This window comes from Haemophilus aegyptius (genome assembly GCF_900475885.1).
Classification (GTDB): Bacteria; Pseudomonadota; Gammaproteobacteria; order Enterobacterales; family Pasteurellaceae; genus Haemophilus; species Haemophilus influenzae.
This window is the reverse complement of sequence record NZ_LS483429.1, coordinates 1,503,902-1,522,111: the sequence shown is the minus strand read 5'-3', so window position 1 is coordinate 1,522,111 and position 18,210 is coordinate 1,503,902. Positions and strand designations below refer to the sequence as shown.

Genomic DNA, 18,210 nt, shown 5'->3' with positions numbered 1-18,210 from the left:
TTCGGAAACAGGTATTTTTTATGGTGCAAAATATAAAAAACTGAATTTATCCTTGAGATTTTTTCTGACTATCTAATAAATAATTTGGCGGTAATTCAGGTGTAGAATCTTGTTCATCAAAGGATTCAATTTCAGGTTTGAGATAAAACTCTGTCGCTTCATGATTGCTTTTCGTTTTGCCTAATAATTGTGGCTGAAGTTTTACAAAAGTACTATTTGGCGCAAGCCAGATACCGATAAATGCCTGATTAAATTTAGCATCAAAATCGTGTTCTAAAACTGTATCATTTAAGACGAAGTAGCCTCTATCTGGTAAGGCAATATAGTTCAAAATATCGTTTGGGGAAAAATCAGGAAAGGTCGCTTGCATTTCTTTAAGCCAGCTTTGAGTATCGCCATCATTAAGTTTTAAGGTTTCGATTTCTTTAATGAGCGTAATCGCAAAATTTTTTCCTTCAATGGGTTTTTCATATTTGAAAGAGAGCATTAATGGACGTTCATTTTCTTGATAAGTGCCAGTTTCAGAAAACAAACCAATGGTATAAACATGGAACGGCCCCCAAGTGTATTCGGCATTTCCGATGGGTTGCCAATCAGCAAAAGGTGCGGTAGAAAAAAACGTTATCATTGCCACAAAAAGGGATTTCATTTTCATAATAAATTGCCGTGAATAAAATTGTGTTGATTATAACAAACCGCATCAAAAAACAAATGAGAAACGAGTAAAAAGGCGAGTAATTTTACTCGCCTTTAATATTACTGATGTTAATTTGTGCGGTGAATTATTTTAGGCTACCCACCATATCTTCTGGGCGAACCCATTTATCAAAATCTTCGGCAGACACTAAACCTAAATTAATCGCTTCTTCACGTAATGTGGTGCCATTTTTGTGTGCGGTTTTGGCAATTTTAGCGGCATTTTCATAACCGATATGCGTATTAAGTGCGGTCACCAGCATCAATGAATTTTCAAGTTGTTGTTTAATGCGTGGATAGTTTGGCTCAATACCCACTGCACAGTGTTCATCGAAAGATACGCAAGCATCGCCCAATAATTGAGCAGATTGTAAGAAGTTGGCAATCATCACAGGGTTGAACACATTTAATTGGAAGTGACCTTGTGAACCCACAAATGCGATTGTAGTGTCATTACCAAATACTTGTGCGCAGACCATTGTCATTGCTTCGCATTGAGTTGGGTTTACTTTACCCGGCATAATTGAAGAACCAGGTTCATTTTCAGGAATTAAAATTTCGCCAATTCCCGAACGAGGGCCTGATGCTAATAGACGAATATCGTTCGCAATTTTAAATAAACTCATTGCTAATTGACGTAATGCACCGTGAGTTTCAACAATCGCATCATGAGCGGCTAATGCTTCAAATTTATTATCTGCTGTGACAAACGGAAGTGCGGTGAATTTTGCAATGTAATCTGCCACTTTCACATCATAGCCTTTCGGCGTGTTCAAACCTGTACCAACAGCTGTACCACCCAATGCTAGTTGGCTTAAATGCGGAAGAGTATTTTTTAATCCTTTTAAGCCGAAATCTAATTGAGCAGCATAAGCCGAAAATTCTTGACCTAATGTGAGTGGCGTTGCATCCATTAAGTGAGTGCGGCCAATTTTTACCACGTTTTTGAAGGCTTCAGATTTTGCCGCAAAAGTTTTTTGTAAACGTTCAACACAAGGAATGGTGTGCTCAACTACTTTTTTATATGCCGCAATGTGCATTGCCGTTGGGAAAGTATCATTTGAAGATTGTGATTTGTTCACATCGTCATTTGGATGAATGATTGATTTTTCGCCTAATTTTCCACCGTTTAACACATGTGCACGATTGGCAACCACTTCATTCACATTCATATTGGATTGTGTGCCAGAACCAGTTTGCCAAATAACAAGTGGGAATTGATCATCCAATTTATTTGCTAAAATTTCGTCACAAGCCTGTGCAATTAAATCACGTTTTTCAAGAGGTAATACACCTAAATCATGATTAGCAAATGCGGCTGCTTTTTTCAAATAACCAAAAGCTTCGATAATTTCATGTGGCATTGATGCGGCTGAACCAATTTTAAAGTTATTGCGTGAACGTTCAGTTTGTGCAGCCCAGTATTTATCTGCTGGAACTTGAACTTCACCCATTGTGTCTTTTTCAATACGAAATGCCATTCTGTACTCCTATGAATTGAATGAAAATTAAAACGCAAGTGATTTTAACACTTCCGAGTTATGAGTGGAACGTAACAAAAACGTTAAAAATCAGTTTTGTGACATAGATCATAAAAGTGCGGTGGATTTTCACGCATTTGTAATAATATATATTTAATTATTTATTTTTTAGGGTTTTTTCGTTAAAATTCTACCCTTTTTATAGGGCAAGATTGAGAAAATAACGGGGCTAAAATGGCAAAAACTGCACAATTTTATATTCTTACGGAAAATTGTACTTTAACTGTCGAAGAAATAGCCTGTAATCTTGCTGCTTCAATATGGCGCTCTGGGAAAAAAGTACTAATTAGTTGCGAAAGTGAGAGCCAAGCATTAGAAATTGATGAACTTTTGTGGCAACGAGATCCTAATGAATTTGTTCCACATAATTTATCGGGTGAGGCAACACAATATCCCACACCGATTGAGATTTCATGGCTTGGAAAACGAAATTTACAACGCCGTGATGTGTTAATCAATTTGCAACAAGAAATCCCAGATTTTAGCCATAGCTTCACCCAACTTATTGATTTTGTACCGAAAGATGATGCTTTAAAAACACAAGCTCGAGAACGTTACAAACAGTTAAGAGCATTGGGATGGGCACTTTCTACAGAAAATATAGCATAACAGAATGGAGTAATTATGAAGAAAACCAAATTTTGCTTAAGTTTATTATTGGGAACAGCTGTATTGATGATTTCAGCTTGTGAGAAACAAGAAAATAAAGTTGAAGCAACCCCTAAAGCTGAAGAAACTAAACAAGCAGCAGAACAGAATGTTAAAAAAGAAACAGTTCTTTTAGAGGAAAATAAAGAAAAAACTTCTGTTGTAGATCAGAAATCTGAAGCTGTTGAACAAGATAAAATGGTTGAAGCTGAAAAAACGGTAGAGATGACTACTCAACAAAAAACGCAAGAAGCTCAAGTTTCATCTAAGGTATTGTCAGCTCCAGCTAAAATAAAGCAGGCAAATGATCCAAATACAGAAAAACGAAAAATATTACAAATACTAGAACAACAATATCAGCAAGTTCGTTGTACTAGCGAGGGAGAGAAACTCGGTTCTGAGAGTTTTTGCCATCAAGAAGAATATCGCTTATTAAATGAAATTGATCGTTTAAAGAAAGAATTGAGATAGTTTTATAAAACTTTCTAAAATTTAAGTATTATTCTGTGAGTTAAAAATGAATTTGGTTAAATTAGCTAAAGAGGATAATTGATGACTGAACGTGAGAAAATTATTCAACAACAGAAACAACTTAAAGCGTTATTTTCAGTTTGGATGAAAGAGAAAATGAATCACGAGGTGGTTATCTTTCAAAAAACTGATGGCAAGATAGTCGAGCATTATCCAGATGGTTCGGAAAAAATTGTGGGTTATGCAAAATAAAGCGATTTTTTATTGTGGAACAAATGATTCGGGAAAAAGTACTTTACGTTCTTTTAACCAAGATGCTGTGCAAATTGTGATTGATTCTGATCATATTGCGATGCAGATTAATCCTCAAAATCCAAGACTTGCTGATATTGATGCAGGCAGAAAAGCGATAGGGCTATTTCGTTTTGCTATTAAGCTACATATTGATTTTTCTATGGAATCAACGCTTTCGGGCAATTCAATTATTCAGAGAATAAAGAACGCTAAAGAAAATGGTTTCTATGTACATTTAAATTATATTGGTATTAATCGCATTGAAATAAATCTTGCACGGATTAAGGCAAGAGTAAAAAGTGGTGGTCATTTTATTGCTGAAGATATTGTAAAATATCGTTATTAAATAAGTTTAGATAATTTATTTCTTGTTTTGTCATATTGTGATGAAATTTTTATTTATGATAATTCAGGCATTACACCCGAATTGATTTTTCAGCTAAAAAATAACTGCATTACTCAATTTAGTGAATTTTTACCAAGTTGGTGTGAAAAAATATTGAATAATTTAAGAAAGCTAGGATTTGAAAAAATTTTCTAAAATATAACCGCTCTTTAAGGATCAAAATGCAACCAAACGACATCACTTTTTACCAACGTTTTGAAGCCGACATTCTCGCTGGGCGTAAAACTATCACCATTCGAGATAAATCCGAAAGCCATTTTAAAGCTGGCGATATTTTGCGTGTTGGGCGCTTTGAGGATAATCAATATTTTTGCACCATTGAAGTGTTAAGCGTGTCGCCGATTACCCCTGATGAGCTAACGGAACAACATGCCAAGCAGGAGAATATGTGTTTGGCAGAATTGCTAGAAGTGATTAAAGCAATTTATCCAAATGAAAGTGAGTTTTTTATGATTAACTTTCACTTGTTATTTACTATGTAAGAGAGACTATTAAATGTGCAAATCATCACTTTTATCTAAACTTAACTTTATATTATTAATATTTTGTGCAGTATCTTTTTTTGGAATAGTTAAGCCTAATAGTATTATTGGTCAATTATTTGATAATCTAGGTTGGGAAGTTAAAACGCCGATAGATAAGTTGGAGTTAGAAGTCAATAATGGATTGGTTGATATTAAGACGAAGATAAATTCTTATCTTAAGGATGTTGATTCTATAAATAAAAATATATCTAAATTAGATGCTAAATCTAGTTTATACGAAAATAAGCAATCTCAAATTTTTGATTCGATCAAAATATTAAATAATAATGTTATTTCACTTGAAAACGAACTTAAGTTAATTAAAGGTGTTACAAATCTTAGTAAAGAGCTTGAAAAATGGGATAGAGAATATTCTAACAACAGCTGTAATTATCCACATGGTACTAATTCAAATATATGCAGAGAGATCAGAGAGAGAAGAACTTTATTGCAACAAAAACTACCTTACTGACAGAGAAAAAATAAATGACACAAAAATTCGAAATGGCAGACCGTTTTAATCCGTCTGCGGTAGAGCAAGCCCTTTATCAACATTGGGAAGAGAGTGGTTATTTTAAACCGTCTGAAAATGAAAATGCGCCGAGCTATTGCATTGCAATTCCGCCGCCGAACGTAACAGGTTCTCTACACATGGGGCATGCTTTCCAACAAACCTTAATGGATACCTTAATCCGTTTTAACCGTATGGAAGGGCATAACACCTTATGGCAAGCGGGGACAGACCACGCGGGTATCGCAACCCAAATGGTGGTGGAGCGTAAAATTGCGGCAGAAGAAGGTAAAACCCGCCACGATTATGGCCGTGAAGCGTTCATCAATAAGATTTGGGATTGGAAAGCTTATTCGGGTGGCACAATTAGCCAACAAATGTGCCGTTTAGGTAACTCAATCGACTGGGAACGTGAGCGTTTCACTATGGACGATGGTTTATCTAACGCGGTAAAAGAAGTGTTTGTTCGTTTGCACGAAGAAGGTTTGATTTACCGTGGTAAACGTTTGGTAAACTGGGATCCAAAACTTCACACCGCGATTTCTGATTTAGAAGTAGAAAACAAAGAGAGCAAAGGTTCCCTTTGGCATTTCCGTTACCCATTAGCAAATGGTGCAAAAACGGCAGATGGTAAAGATTATTTAGTGGTTGCCACTACGCGTCCAGAAACTATGTTGGGCGATACGGCGGTTGCGGTGCATACAGAAGATGAGCGTTATCAATCTTTAATCGGTAAAACCGTGGTTCTGCCGTTGGCAAACCGTGAAATTCCGATTATTGCGGATGAATATGTAGATCGTGAATTCGGTACTGGTGTGGTAAAAATTACCCCAGCGCATGACTTCAACGACTACGAAGTGGGTAAACGCCATAACTTACCAATGGTAAATGTATTGACACTGAACGCAGATATTCGTGATGAAGCGGAAATTATCGGTACTGATGGCAAACCACTTGCAGGATATGAAGCGATGATTCCTGCTGATTACCGTGGTTTAGAGCGTTTCGCTGCACGTAAAAAAATCGTGGCAGATTTTGAAGGATTGGGTTTATTAGACGAAATTAAACCACACGATTTGAAAGTGCCTTATGGCGACCGTGGTGGTGTGCCGATTGAGCCGATGCTAACGGATCAATGGTATGTTAGCGTGAAACCGCTTGCTGATGTAGCAATCAAAGCAGTAGAAGACGGCGAAATTCAATTCGTGCCAAAACAATATGAAAATCTTTATTTCTCTTGGATGCGTGATATTCAAGATTGGTGTATTTCTCGCCAACTTTGGTGGGGACACCGTATTCCTGCGTGGTATGACGTGGAAGGCAATGTGTATGTTGCGCGTAACGAAGAAGAAGTGCGGTCAAAATATAGCTTAGATTCTACGGTTGAACTCAAACAAGATGAAGACGTATTAGACACGTGGTTCTCATCAGGCTTGTGGACGTTCTCGACTTTAGGCTGGCCAGAGCAAACTAAAGAGCTCAAAATGTTCCACCCAACGGATGTCTTAATTACGGGCTTTGACATCATCTTCTTCTGGGTTGCGCGTATGATTATGTTTACGATGCACTTTGTGAAAGATGAAAATGGCAGACCACAAGTGCCATTCAAAACCGTGTACGTAACAGGCTTGATCCGTGATGAACAAGGTCAAAAAATGTCAAAATCGAAAGGTAACGTGCTTGATCCAATCGATATGATTGACGGCATCAGCCTTGAAGATTTACTTGAAAAACGCACTGGCAACATGATGCAGCCACAATTAGCAGAGAAAATTGCTAAAGCGACCCGCAAAGAATTTGCTGAAGGTATTGCGGCTCACGGTACAGATGCGTTGCGTTTCACATTAGCTGCATTGGCTTCAAACGGTCGTGATATCAACTGGGATATGAAACGTTTGGAAGGTTACCGTAACTTCTGTAACAAATTGTGGAATGCAAGCCGTTTCGTCTTAACAAATGACAAATTAGATTTAAGCGAAGGCGAGATTGAGTTCTCATTAGCGGATCGTTGGATTCAATCGGAATTTAATCGCACAGTGGAAACCTTCCGTAACTCATTAAGCCAATATCGCTTTGATCTTTGTGCCAATGCGATTTATGAATTTACTTGGAACCAATTCTGTGACTGGTATTTAGAATTGACTAAACCAGTATTCGCAAACGGCAATGCAGCACAAATCCGTGCGGCAAGCCAAACCTTGGTTCATGTGTTAGAAAAATTATTACGTTTAGCACACCCACTTATTCCATTTATTACCGAAGAAATTTGGCAAAAAGTGAAAGGATTTGTGAGCATTACGGCTGACAGCATTATGTTACAACCTTTCCCGAAAGTGGAAGAAAACGGCTTTGATCCAGAAGCAGAAGGTGAAATTGAATGGTTAAAAGAAGTGATCGTTGCGGTGCGTAATATCCGTGCAGAAAGCAATATCGCACCAAGCAAAGGCTTAGATCTGTTATTCCGTAATTTAAGTGCAGAAAACGCAAAAATTCTCGAAAAACAGACCGCTCTTTTAAAAGCAATGGCGAAATTAGACAAGGTTCAAGTGTTAGTGGCAAACGAAGTCGCACCGCTTGCCGTAGCGAAACTCGTTGGTAATGCTGAATTGCTTGTGCCAATGGCTGGCTTTATCAATAAAGAAGCAGAGCTTGCCCGTTTAACTAAAGAGATTGAAAAATATCAAAACGAAGTTAAACGCATTGAAAGCAAACTCAGCAACGAAGCCTTCGTCGCCAAAGCCCCGGAAGCGGTTATCGCTAAAGAACGCGAAAAACAAGCCGAATACCAATCTGGATTAGAGAAAATCCAAGAGCAGTATAAAGCGATTGAGGGGTTATAGCTAAATATAAAAAGTAGGCATTATGCCTACTTTTTTATTTTTGATTTAATCCTAAAAAATCTCCAACTTCGTGTTCAAGTTGGCTCATTGCGAGCAGAGCCTCTTGGGTTTTCTTAGCTTTTCTTAGCTTCATCTTCATCAATAACACTCATTGCAAAGCCCACATGAACGAGAACCCATTTGCCAAGTAAATCGGCTGGATTTCCCGTGCAGACTAGTGAAATATTTACTTCACGTTGTACGCTACATACATCTACTGTGGCAAGTTGAAGATAATTTGCATCAATTTTGATAATTTGACCTGGAACGCCTAAACACATAATATTTTTACTCCTATTGGCATTTAGGCTGAAATATAGATTTATTTTACTATTACGTAGAATAAATTATTACGATCTGGATCCAACAGTTGCTCATTTCAGATTATTTAGTGATTTCTATGTTATTAAAATTAATAAATATTATTAAAAACTAACCGCATTTTTTCTTCATCTTTTACGCCCGTAGCACTTTCTACTCCAGAATTAAGATCCAAACCTAAGCAGTTTTGTTGAATGGCTTGTTCTACATTATTTGGTGAGATGCCTCCAGCTAAAATAATCTTGTGTTTAAGATGTTCAGGAATTAATGACCAATCAAAAGTTTTTCCCGTGCCACCTTGTTGATTCGCTGTTTGGCTGTCAAAAATATAACGATCCACATTCAAATCATCGATAAAATCGATCACACTTTGGGCTTCAGTATTGACAGAAATAGCTTTCCAGATTTGTGTATTTTCTGCTAGTTGCTGACGAAGTGCGGTAATAAATACTTCATTTTCTGCACCATGTAATTGCACCGCATAAAGCTGCAATTGGCTTGCTATTTTGACGATGAAATCAATGCCTTGATTCTGAAATACACCAACAAATCGAAGTGGCGCAGCGGTTACTAATTCTTGCGCTTGGCGTAAACTCACACAACGTTTTGAATGTTCTGCGAAGATTAATCCGCCGTAAAGTGCACCGTTTTCGTAAACGATTTTGACATCTTGCGCGCGCGTTAAACCGCATACTTTATTTTCTCCAAAAATCACTTCACGCACCGCATTATTCAAATCTTGGTTGCCCATTAAGCTGCTCCCAATTAAGAAACCATGCGCCACTTTTTGTAATTGACGCATTTGGTTGTGATTGTAAATGCCTGATTCGCTAATAATACGTATATCGGCAGGGATACGGTCGGCGTATTTTTCAGTGAGTTCAACAACACGATTTAAATCCACGCTTAAATCGTGCAAGTTACGATTATTGACACCAATAATTTTCGCACCAAGCGCAAGGGCGCGTTCAAATTCTTCTTCATTGCTGGTTTCTGTCAATACACCCATACCAAGAGAATGTGCAAGATCTGCCAGTACACGATAAGTTTCATCATTTACCACGGAAAGCATTAATAAAATCGCATCCGCTTGATAGTAGCGAGCAAGATAAACTTGATATTCGCTAATCATAAAATCTTTGCAAAGCACAGGTTGGCTCACGATACCGCGAACTAAAGGCAAGAACTTAAAATTGCCTTGGAAGTATTTTTCATCTGTCAGCACAGATATAGCATAGGCATAATGTTTATAGACATTGGCGATTTCTTCCAAATTAAATTCAGCACGAATTAATCCCTTGGAAGGGGAGGCTTTTTTACATTCCAAAATATAGGCGGGCTTTTGATGCGTGCCTTTTGCTAATGCTGCATAAAAAGAGCGGTCAGATTTTTGAATGTTTTGTTTAAACTGAGAAAGGGGAAATTCAGTTTCCTTTGCTTTAACCCATTGCGCTTTATCAAGCACAATTTTTTGTAGCACCGTAGCGGAATCAATAGGTTTAGTAAAATCTTGAGTGATCATCATTTTTCTTCTTATTGTGGCGTATCAAATTAGCTTTTATTAATATGTAGTTAATTCCTGCAATGTTTCAAAGGCTTTACCTGATGCAAGATGCGCCAATACATTTTGCACATTTTGTTTTAAGTCATCATGACCAAATAATTTCAATAATAATGCCGTGTTTGCCGCTACAGCATTTGCGTGTTCAGCTTTGCCTTTACCTTGTAAAAGTGCGGTGAGCATTTGGGCATTTTCTTGTGGTTCACCACCGCGAAGGCTTTCGAGGGATTGCGCTTTTAAGCCAAAATCTTCAGGTGTTAAAGTGAAATATTCAATTTTGCCATTTTTAATTTCTGCCACTTGTGTTTCGCCATGCAATGCGACTTCATCTAAGCCAGAACCATGTACAACAAAGGAATGTTGATGTTCTAAGGCAACTGCGGTTTCAGCATAGGTTTTTACTAATTCAGGCGCATATACGCCAAGTAAATGATAAGTTGGGCGAGCAGGATTGATAAGCGGCCCTAAAATATTAAAGATAGTGCGCGTTTTTAAAGTGGCACGGACTGGCGCAACATGACGGAAACCAGAATGATATTGTTGAGCAAATAAAAAACAGACACCAATTTCATCTAACGCTTGTCGAGCTTGCTCTGGTGTGACGTTCACATTAACGCCAAGTGCGGTAAGCACATCGCTAGCACCTGATTTACTCGACACGCTACGATTGCCATGTTTTGCTATTTTTGCTCCCATTGATGCCGCAACAATCGCACTGGTAGTGGAAATATTAATGGTGTTTTGACCATTGCCTCCTGTTCCTACAATATCCGCAAAAGGATAATTTGGATATGGAAATGCTTTGGCATTTTGTAATGAGGCGGCAACGGCACCCGAAATTTCCTCAGTATTTGCTTCCCGCACTTTTAAAGCAATAAGCATCGCAGCAATTTGTTCATTGGAAAGCTCACCTTGGATGACTGCATTAAAAAGAGCGGTGCTTTCTGAGGTTGAAAGTGAATGTCCGCTATAAAGTTGTTCTAATAATTGGTTGTGTTGCATAGTCTATTCCTGTTTTTCTTTGTATGTGGATTTGTTAATTTTCCATATTTTATTAAACATAAATATCGTAATCTAAATCGCGCGCTTCATCGCCAGTCATTCCGCGGAAACCCCAGCAATGCGCAGGTTGTTCTTTAATCGTAATTTCCACATCGTGAGCTCGAATGCCAAGTTTGTACTCTAATTCGCTAAATAGCATTTTTATCAAGCGTTTTTTCGTGCCTTCCATACGACCAGCCATTAGATTAATTTCGATGACCGTGTAATCATCACTACGATCAAAAGGGTAGTAAAAATCTTCTTTTTCTAAACACAAAAAGCGAATCGCATGCTTGCCTTTTGGAATGTCTAATCCGAGATGAAGACTATTATAAATTACTTCCGCGAGTTGTTCACGACGTGGTGAAAGTTTGGATTTAAGTCCGAATACAGTGATCATTTTTTCTCCTTTAAAGTGCAGTTAAAAATTACCGCACTTTTTGATGTCTTATCTATTTAACAACCATTCAATTGATTGTTGTAATAATTGCGAACCTTGCACAGTTAAAATACTTTCAGGGTGAAATTGGAATGCGCAAATGGGTAAATCACGATGACGAATTGCCATGATAATGCCATTATATTCCGCATTGACGATAAATTCTTTTGGTAAATCTTGTCCCATTAAAGAATGATAACGCGCCACAGGCATTGGATTAGCAAGATCTTTAAACATCGCTTCGTTATCATGGGATATACGAGAAACTTTACCATGCAACACTTCGCCAGCGTGAACAACCTTACCGCCAAAGGCTTGAATCAACGCTTGATGACCTAAACAAATTCCAATAATCGGTACTTGATTTTTTAAGCGTTCGATCAATGGCAGTAAAATCCCCGCTTCTGATGGTGTTCCTGGCCCTGGAGAAAGTGCAAGAATGGTATCAGGTGTATTGAGTGCGGTTTCTACCAGTTTTTCTAAATCGCAGTCATTACGATAAATTGTGACGTTGTGACCTAATACACGAAATTGATCCACAAGATTGTAAGTGAAGGAATCGAAGTTATCTAAAAATAAAATATTAGCCATAATAATTCTTCCTTATTTTGCTTGTGTATTAACTTGACGAATTGCTTTTAAGACAGCCGCGGCTTTGTGGCGTGTTTCATCAGCTTCCATTTGTGGATCAGAATCCAATACTTCACCGCAACCTGCTTGTACATGGGCTATTCCATTTTGTACAAAAGCAGAACGAATTACGATACAGGTATCAAAATGTCCATCGGACGTGAGATAACCCACCGCACCACCGTAACTATGGCGTTTTTGCTGCTCAAATTGATAAATAAGTTGCATTGCTTTGATTTTTGGCGCACCAGTTAATGTGCCCATATTCATACAGGCTTGATAGGCGTGAAGCGCATCTAACTCAGGGCGTAATTTACCCACTACGCGAGAGACCAAATGCATGATGTGAGAATAGCGATCCACCTGCATTAACTCAGCCACTTTACGGGTACCGCTTTGGCAAACTCGAGCAATGTCGTTACGTGCTAAATCAACCAACATTAAATGTTCCGCTTGTTCTTTGTGATCAAGGCGAAGTTCTAGTTCTAAACGCGCATCCAATTCAGGATCAATGTTGCCGTGAGCATCAAAACCACGAGGGCGTGAACCTGCGATAGGGTAAATTTCTAGCTGACGATTTTCTGGCGCGTATTTCAGCGCACTTTCTGGCGATGCACCAAACAAAATAAAGTCTTCATCGTTCATATAGAACATATAAGGGCTTGGATTATTTTGTTTGAGTTGAGCGTAACTGGCTAATGTATTCGGGCAAGCAAGGGAGAAACGGCGAGAAGGCACAATTTGGAAAACATCTCCAATATTAATATGGTGTTTTAAGGCTTTCACTATGCCAGTAAATTCAGGATCGTCAAAGTTTGTTTTAACTTCATCACTTACCGCTTTGATAGAAAGAACGTGATCAATATTTTTTAGTTTTTGTGCGATAGAAAGTGAGGTTTTCGCAATATTGACTTGTTCTTCTTGAGCAAAACAGAAACTTTTGAGTGTTGCTTGTTGATTTTGATGGTCGATAGTTATTAAGTGTTCGGCAAGATAGAAACTGTAATCAGGGCAGTTGATACCATCATTTTTTAATGTAATGCCATCCATTGGAATGAAATTTGCGACGAGATCGTAAGCAAATAATCCACCTAAGAAAATAGGCGTTTGGCTATGTTGATAAAGAGTAGAAACAACACGTAATCCATCAAAAATAGTTGCAGACTGTAATTTACTATCTTCATCGAGTTGATTATCAAGTGGTGAAAATTGTACAGAAAATTCCTCTTCAAAATTGACCGCACTTATTTTTCCAAGTGCGGTTAATTTTGGATGAATTTCTTTTAAAACTTGTTTTCCATTCTTATTTAAAGCTTTAAATGTGACGTTGTGACCTAAACAAGTTATCTTAACTGCAGCATTAACTAAAATAAGACTTTGTAAACTATTTTTACTTCCGATTTCGGCAGAGTCGAGTAGAAGAGAATTTGAATTAGGTTGGCAAAGTGTATTAAAAATAGCGGTGGTGTCAGCATAATAGGGAATGGGTTGAGCTGTCACCGCAATAAAGGCTTGAGTTTGCATATTGATATCCTTTTGGAAACTTTTGCACTATTAAAAAAGTACGATAGAGATAAGTCAAGCCTGAATTAACATTTTTTATGTTTTTTGATGAAAAATGTTTACTTTTATTCTTTTGCCCAAGGGCGACCTTCATAATATTCTATATTTTGCTCATTTATCACTTCTAATATTTTTGCAGAAATATTATTGTTATCTTCATCTGACAAGGATAATTGAGGAAAAACACGACGAACAGCAATTAGTTTATTGAAATCTGCCCTATATTTAACGGTATATTTTCCTGAAGTTTGACCTATTAACCCCAAACTTTTTAAGGCAGATAAAAAGCTGCGATCACCAATTAATGGTGTGTTCCAACTATATGAAGTTTTTTGTGCGATCTCACGAGGTACGGCGTAACAATTAGTATCAATATGTCCATTAACTTCATTAAAAGTAAAATGGAGTTGTTGTTGAATATCTTCTATTTTAACATCTACGAAAATATCGCTTTTTGTATTCCAATTTCCGAGAGAGTCAAAATCATCATTGCAAATAAATTGATGATTTGAATCGTAAAAAGATCGCAAGGAATAAGCAAAATCAGCACCTTGTTCAATCACCTTTACTAAGCTTTCCACGTGATCATCTCGTAGCTGATTGTCATCATCTAAATAACAAATAATATCTTCTTCAACAAGAAAAGCTGCTGCTGCGTTAATTGCACCGTTAAGTATTCCGTTTTTTCCTGTATTCATTGGCAAATAAATAGGAATTACATCAGGAAATTGTTCCAATATAGATTTGGCTTTATCCCAGAAAATATTGCCATCAACAAATACATAATGCTTACATGGATAAGTTTGATTTTGTACGCTTTTAATAGCCAAAGATAATTCTGGACGACCAATTGTTGAAGTCACTACCGCAACGGTTTTATTATTTTGATTGATTGATTGATTGATTGATTGATTCATCAGTATAGATCCTTTTCATTTTTATAATACCTTGATTAACTCAAAATATACTTAATATAAGGCAAGCAATATGTTTTGATAAGATTAGAAATAAGATTACGAGATGTAATTATGCAATAGAAAATATTTTTGGAAAATTTGGAATAAAATAATCTGGCAGACACATTATTTTAAATAAAAGATCTGCCAGATTTGATAATCTATAATTAGGCTTCAGTAGAGAGATTACCTAAATCCTTATCGATTAGGAACAAGCCTTTGCCATCTTCTCCAAGAAAATTTAATTTATCTAAAATACTACTAAATAATTTTTCTTCTTCATGTTGTTCTTCCACATACCATTGTAAGAAATTAAATGCAGAGTAGTCTTTTTCTTCAAAGGTTTTACCTACTAATTCATTGATTTTACTGGTAATTAATTTTTCATGCTCATAGGTAGTTTCAATTACTTCTTTTAATGATTTATATTCATGTGCAGGTGCTTCAATTGCAGAAATTACAGCAAGTGAGCCAGTTTCATTTAAATAAGTAAATAATTTACGCATATGTTGCATTTCTTCAGCAGCATGAACTGATAAGAATTTTGCAGTGCCTTCAAAGCCTTGCTGATCGCACCAAGCACTCATTTGTAAATATAAATTAGAAGAATAAAACTCTAAATTCATTTGGTCGTTTAATAGTTTTACTACATTTTCTGATAACATACTATTTTCTCCTATCTATTCCAAGGTTGCGAGTTCACGATCAATAAAGAATAATCCTTTACCATCTTCGCCAACAAGATTAAATCTATCAATAATTCCACTAAATAATTTTTCTTCTTCATGCTGTTCTGCTACATACCACTGCAGGAAGTTAAAAGTAGAGTAGTCTTTGCTTTCAAAAGTAACTTCAACTAATTCATTGATTTTTGACGTGACTAATTTTTCATGTTCTAAAGTTATTTCAAAAACTTCTCTTAATGAAGAATAATCATGTTTAGGTGCATCAATTTTTCCTAAAATAGGCATACCACTAGTTTCACTTACATAATTAAACAGTTTTTGCATATGTTCTAATTCTTCATCAGCATGACGAAGTAAGAAGGTAGCAGCCCCCTCGTAACCGTGTTTTGAACACCATGCACTCATTTGTAAATAAACATTAGAAGAGTAGAACTCTAAGTTAATTTGGTCGTTCAGCTTGTTTATGATTATTTGATTAAGCATAACTAATTCCTTTCCATTTTGATTGACAAAATGCAATAAAGCGTAATTTGCGGCAATCATTTTAGATTCACAAATGATAATTGCAAGTTTTTTTATCAAAAATTTTGATATAACTAATTAATTTTAAAAAGAAAAATAAAAAACAATTATTATCATTTACATAATTCTATAAATTAAATGTGACGTTGTCATAATAAAACTAACAAATTTTAAATTAGTATTAGATATGTCTTTATTTTCCTCCTTAGATTTGGATGAAAATTTAGATTATCGAGTAAACATGAAAACTTACCAACTTTTATTAAACCTAAAGATCGTTATCAATTAATTGACAAATGTAATATCATTCTGCTAGAAAAACACGGTCAAATTTACCTGTACTTTTCTTATAACTACTTTCTTTTGATTATCCATTTAAAATTTTTCATATTGTCATCAAACTGTCACAATTATTTTCTACACTTCGCTACGCAATCTAAATAACACTCAAGGAGAATTTGTTATGTTTATGCATAAAATGAAAAAAAATCTTATTATCGTTTTAACCTTAGGTACGTTACCTTTTGCTCAAGCTAATAGCATCACTGGTGCTGGAGCGTCTTTCCCTTATCCAATTTATGCGAAGTGGGCATCTTTATATGAGAAAGAAACTGGGAATAAAGTTAATTATCAATCCATCGGTTCGGGCGGCGGACAACAGCAAATTATTGCAAAAACGGTTGATTTTGGTGCCTCTGACGATCCAATGAAATCCGAATTATTACAACAACACCAACTAGTCCAATTCCCTGCGGTTATCGGTGGTATAGTGCCTGTTGTTAATTTGCCTGAAATTAAACCTGGTAAATTAAAGTTATCAGGTAAGCTGTTAGCAGAAATCTTCCTTGGTAAGATTAAAAAATGGAACGATCCTGACTTAGTTGCATTAAATCCAACGCTTCCTTTACCAAATAAAAACATTATTGTGATTCATCGTTCAGACGGCTCTGGAACAACATTTGGCTTCACTAATTATCTATCTAAAGTTTCGAACGATTGGAAAAATCAAGTTGGTGAAGGTAAATCAGTGAAGTGGTTAACAGGTCAAGGTGGAAAGGGGAATGAGGGAGTTGCTTCTTATGTTCGCCAAATGAAATACAGCATTGGTTATGTAGAGTATGCCTATGCCAAACAAAATCAGCTTGCTTGGATTTCATTACAAAATCAAGCAGGGCAATTTGTACAGCCTTCTAATGAAAGTTTCATGGCAGCTGCAAGTCACGCAAAATGGCACGAAAAGGCGGGAATGGGTGTTATATTAACCAATGAAACGGGGGAAAAATCTTGGCCAATTACGGCAGCGAGTTTTATTTTATTAAATAAATATTCTGACAATCCTGAAACAACTAAAAATGTATTAGCCTTTTTTGATTGGGCATTCTCAAGAGGGCAAGATGCGGCAACTGAATTAGATTATGTACCAATTCCAGCTGATGTGGTATCTACCATTAAAAGTCAATGGAAAACAGAGCTAAAATAATAAAATCTCTTTATTTTATACCGCACTTTATACAAAACCTAGCATTTAACATTAATAAAGTGCGGTTATCTTAAATAATTTTGGAAAATACTTATGCTCACAAAAAGTCGGAAATATTTTAATCAAACATGGATTGAATCATTATTCAAACAGACTACGGCATTGTTTGCTTTGCTTGTGTTTATTTTACTTGCTGCTATTTTAATTTCTTTAGTCATAGGAAGCTGGGAAAGTATTAAACGTTTTGGTGGGAATTTTCTATTAGAAACATATTGGGATCCTGTACAAGAACAATATGGGGCAATTATTCCTATTTTAGGTACGCTTATTACGGCGGGTATCGCATTATTTATCGCAGTACCCATTTCATTTGGTATTGCTATTTTTTTAACGGAGCTAGCTCCCAATTGGCTAAAACGTCCTATAAGCATTGCAATTGAAATGCTAGCTGCAATTCCTTCTATTATTTACGGAATGTGGGGGTTGTTTGTTTTCGTTCCATTATTTCAAGAGCATATTCAGCCAGTACTAATTGACAATTTGGGGAATTTACCTGGATTAGAATTATTTTTTTCTGGCGTACCTTTTGGTGTTGGTTTATTTACGGCAGGATTAGTGCTTGCCATAATGATCATTCCTTTTATTGCATCCGTAATGCGGGATGTCTTTAGTATAGTACCACCAATGTTAAAAGAAGGTGCTTATGGATTAGGTGCAACCACTTGGGAAGTGGTTCGACAAGTGATTGTACCACACACTAGAATAGGGCTTGTTGGGAGTGTGATGCTAGGATTGGGAAGAGCATTGGGCGAAACAATGGCTATCACTTTTATTATAGGTAATTCGTTTCAATTGCCTAATTCCTTATTTTCACCTTCTACCTCAATCGCATCTGCTATTGCTAACGAATTTAATGAAGCAGGTGGATTACAAAAATCTGCATTGATGGAATTAGGATTACTTCTCTTTGTTATCACAACTATGGTATTGATTTTATCAAGATTAATGATTACAAAAATGCAACAAACAAAAGGGAAATAA

General features: G+C 36.4%; 19 protein-coding genes and 1 pseudogene. 9 read left to right on the top strand and 11 right to left on the bottom strand.

Going from position 1 to position 18,210, the window contains the following annotated elements; all coding sequences use genetic code 11:
• Positions 1-46: 46 nt before the first annotated feature.
• Both DQN49_RS07960 and fumC read right to left on the bottom strand, forming a co-directional pair.
• A complete protein-coding gene (locus tag DQN49_RS07960; protein ID WP_006996012.1) occupies positions 47-655 on the bottom strand; it encodes a chalcone isomerase family protein in 609 nt (202 codons plus the stop codon).
• A gap of 127 nt (positions 656-782) precedes the next feature.
• A complete protein-coding gene (gene fumC, locus DQN49_RS07955; RefSeq protein WP_006996013.1) occupies positions 783-2,177 on the bottom strand; it encodes a class II fumarate hydratase in 1,395 nt (464 codons plus the stop codon).
• A gap of 234 nt (positions 2,178-2,411) precedes the next feature.
• Here fumC and DQN49_RS07950 point away from each other — a divergent pair, with 234 nt between their 5' ends.
• From DQN49_RS07950 to valS, 7 genes are all read left to right on the top strand, one after another.
• Positions 2,412-2,846, top strand: coding sequence for a DNA polymerase III subunit chi (locus DQN49_RS07950; protein ID WP_006996014.1), 435 nt, complete (start codon positions 2,412-2,414; stop codon positions 2,844-2,846).
• Between the two features lie 15 nt (positions 2,847-2,861).
• Entirely contained in the window at positions 2,862-3,356 is a 495-nt protein-coding gene (locus DQN49_RS07945) for a hypothetical protein (RefSeq protein WP_006996015.1), read from the top strand.
• Positions 3,357-3,437: 81 nt separating this feature from the next.
• Complete coding sequence (locus DQN49_RS10245; RefSeq protein ID WP_005693965.1) at positions 3,438-3,608, top strand: hypothetical protein; 171 nt, start codon at positions 3,438-3,440, stop codon at positions 3,606-3,608.
• Positions 3,598-3,996: a zeta toxin family protein gene (locus DQN49_RS07940; RefSeq protein WP_006996016.1), complete on the top strand. Its 399-nt coding sequence runs from the start codon at positions 3,598-3,600 to the stop codon at positions 3,994-3,996. Before DQN49_RS10245 ends, DQN49_RS07940 begins: the two co-directional genes overlap by 11 nt.
• Positions 3,997-4,217: 221 nt before the next feature.
• Positions 4,218-4,538, top strand: coding sequence for a N(4)-acetylcytidine aminohydrolase (yqfB, locus tag DQN49_RS07930; protein ID WP_006996018.1), 321 nt, complete (start codon positions 4,218-4,220; stop codon positions 4,536-4,538).
• A 13-nt stretch (positions 4,539-4,551) separates the two neighbouring features.
• Positions 4,552-5,052 (top strand): hypothetical protein, encoded by a 501-nt coding sequence (locus tag DQN49_RS07925; RefSeq protein WP_006996019.1) that lies wholly within the window; start codon positions 4,552-4,554, stop codon positions 5,050-5,052.
• Positions 5,053-5,066: 14 nt separating this feature from the next.
• The gene (gene valS, locus DQN49_RS07920; RefSeq protein WP_006996020.1) at positions 5,067-7,931 is read left to right on the top strand and encodes a valine--tRNA ligase; all 2,865 of its coding nucleotides are present in this window, start codon (positions 5,067-5,069) and stop codon (positions 7,929-7,931) included.
• Positions 7,932-7,965: 34 nt separating this feature from the next.
• Here valS and hybG read toward each other — a convergent pair.
• From hybG to ftnA (DQN49_RS07875), 9 genes and pseudogenes are all read right to left on the bottom strand, one after another.
• Positions 7,966-8,251: pseudogene (gene hybG, locus DQN49_RS07915) on the bottom strand (hydrogenase maturation factor HybG).
• 131 nt (positions 8,252-8,382) lie between these two features.
• Positions 8,383-9,813 (bottom strand): bifunctional indole-3-glycerol-phosphate synthase TrpC/phosphoribosylanthranilate isomerase TrpF, encoded by a 1,431-nt coding sequence (trpCF, locus tag DQN49_RS07910; RefSeq protein ID WP_032826321.1) that lies wholly within the window; start codon positions 9,811-9,813, stop codon positions 8,383-8,385.
• 39 nt (positions 9,814-9,852) lie between these two features.
• Complete coding sequence (gene trpD / locus DQN49_RS07905) at positions 9,853-10,854, bottom strand: anthranilate phosphoribosyltransferase (RefSeq protein WP_006996023.1); 1,002 nt, start codon at positions 10,852-10,854, stop codon at positions 9,853-9,855.
• Between the two features lie 52 nt (positions 10,855-10,906).
• The gene (locus DQN49_RS07900) at positions 10,907-11,293 is read right to left on the bottom strand and encodes a tautomerase family protein (RefSeq protein ID WP_006996024.1); all 387 of its coding nucleotides are present in this window, start codon (positions 11,291-11,293) and stop codon (positions 10,907-10,909) included.
• A 48-nt stretch (positions 11,294-11,341) separates the two neighbouring features.
• Positions 11,342-11,923 carry an aminodeoxychorismate/anthranilate synthase component II gene (locus DQN49_RS07895; protein ID WP_005688458.1) on the bottom strand — a complete coding sequence of 194 codons (582 nt, stop codon included), beginning with the start codon at positions 11,921-11,923 and terminating at the stop codon, positions 11,342-11,344.
• A 12-nt stretch (positions 11,924-11,935) separates the two neighbouring features.
• The gene (gene trpE, locus DQN49_RS07890; RefSeq protein ID WP_006996025.1) at positions 11,936-13,486 is read right to left on the bottom strand and encodes an anthranilate synthase component I; all 1,551 of its coding nucleotides are present in this window, start codon (positions 13,484-13,486) and stop codon (positions 11,936-11,938) included.
• 104 nt (positions 13,487-13,590) lie between these two features.
• Positions 13,591-14,355 carry a glycosyltransferase family 2 protein gene (locus DQN49_RS07885; protein ID WP_032826322.1) on the bottom strand — a complete coding sequence of 255 codons (765 nt, stop codon included), beginning with the start codon at positions 14,353-14,355 and terminating at the stop codon, positions 13,591-13,593.
• Positions 14,356-14,648: 293 nt separating this feature from the next.
• Entirely contained in the window at positions 14,649-15,146 is a 498-nt protein-coding gene (ftnA, locus tag DQN49_RS07880) for a non-heme ferritin (protein WP_006996027.1), read from the bottom strand.
• A 15-nt stretch (positions 15,147-15,161) separates the two neighbouring features.
• The gene (gene ftnA / locus DQN49_RS07875) at positions 15,162-15,650 is read right to left on the bottom strand and encodes a non-heme ferritin (protein ID WP_005650594.1); all 489 of its coding nucleotides are present in this window, start codon (positions 15,648-15,650) and stop codon (positions 15,162-15,164) included.
• 517 nt (positions 15,651-16,167) lie between these two features.
• Between ftnA (DQN49_RS07875) and pstS the strand changes: the two genes are divergently transcribed.
• On the top strand, positions 16,168-17,169 hold the full coding sequence (gene pstS / locus DQN49_RS07870; RefSeq protein ID WP_081457583.1) for a phosphate ABC transporter substrate-binding protein PstS: 1,002 nt from the start codon (positions 16,168-16,170) through the stop codon (positions 17,167-17,169).
• 93 nt (positions 17,170-17,262) lie between these two features.
• Positions 17,263-18,210: a phosphate ABC transporter permease subunit PstC gene (gene pstC, locus DQN49_RS07865; RefSeq protein WP_006996030.1), complete on the top strand. Its 948-nt coding sequence runs from the start codon at positions 17,263-17,265 to the stop codon at positions 18,208-18,210.

Excerpts from the sequence above, each read along its gene's own strand:
- DQN49_RS07945 (WP_006996015.1), top strand. The coding sequence starts at position 2,862 with ATGAAGAAAACCAAATTTTGCTTAAGTTTATTATTGGGAACAGCTGTA.
- DQN49_RS07940 (WP_006996016.1), top strand. The coding sequence starts at position 3,598 with ATGCAAAATAAAGCGATTTTTTATTGTGGAACAAATGATTCGGGAAAA.
- pstS (WP_081457583.1), top strand. The coding sequence starts at position 16,168 with ATGAAAAAAAATCTTATTATCGTTTTAACCTTAGGTACGTTACCTTTT.
- yqfB (WP_006996018.1), top strand. The coding sequence starts at position 4,218 with ATGCAACCAAACGACATCACTTTTTACCAACGTTTTGAAGCCGACATT.
- DQN49_RS07925 (WP_006996019.1), top strand. The coding sequence starts at position 4,552 with ATGTGCAAATCATCACTTTTATCTAAACTTAACTTTATATTATTAATA.
- DQN49_RS07950 (WP_006996014.1), top strand. The coding sequence starts at position 2,412 with ATGGCAAAAACTGCACAATTTTATATTCTTACGGAAAATTGTACTTTA.
- ftnA (WP_005650594.1), bottom strand. The coding sequence starts at position 15,650 with ATGCTTAATCAAATAATCATAAACAAGCTGAACGACCAAATTAACTTA.
- valS (WP_006996020.1), top strand. The coding sequence starts at position 5,067 with ATGACACAAAAATTCGAAATGGCAGACCGTTTTAATCCGTCTGCGGTA.
- trpCF (WP_032826321.1), bottom strand. The coding sequence starts at position 9,813 with ATGATCACTCAAGATTTTACTAAACCTATTGATTCCGCTACGGTGCTA.
- trpE (WP_006996025.1), bottom strand. The coding sequence starts at position 13,486 with ATGCAAACTCAAGCCTTTATTGCGGTGACAGCTCAACCCATTCCCTAT.
- DQN49_RS10245 (WP_005693965.1), top strand. The coding sequence starts at position 3,438 with ATGACTGAACGTGAGAAAATTATTCAACAACAGAAACAACTTAAAGCG.
- DQN49_RS07900 (WP_006996024.1), bottom strand. The coding sequence starts at position 11,293 with ATGATCACTGTATTCGGACTTAAATCCAAACTTTCACCACGTCGTGAA.
- DQN49_RS07895 (WP_005688458.1), bottom strand. The coding sequence starts at position 11,923 with ATGGCTAATATTTTATTTTTAGATAACTTCGATTCCTTCACTTACAAT.
- fumC (WP_006996013.1), bottom strand. The coding sequence starts at position 2,177 with ATGGCATTTCGTATTGAAAAAGACACAATGGGTGAAGTTCAAGTTCCA.
- trpD (WP_006996023.1), bottom strand. The coding sequence starts at position 10,854 with ATGCAACACAACCAATTATTAGAACAACTTTATAGCGGACATTCACTT.
- pstC (WP_006996030.1), top strand. The coding sequence starts at position 17,263 with ATGCTCACAAAAAGTCGGAAATATTTTAATCAAACATGGATTGAATCA.
- ftnA (WP_006996027.1), bottom strand. The coding sequence starts at position 15,146 with ATGTTATCAGAAAATGTAGTAAAACTATTAAACGACCAAATGAATTTA.
- DQN49_RS07960 (WP_006996012.1), bottom strand. The coding sequence starts at position 655 with ATGAAAATGAAATCCCTTTTTGTGGCAATGATAACGTTTTTTTCTACC.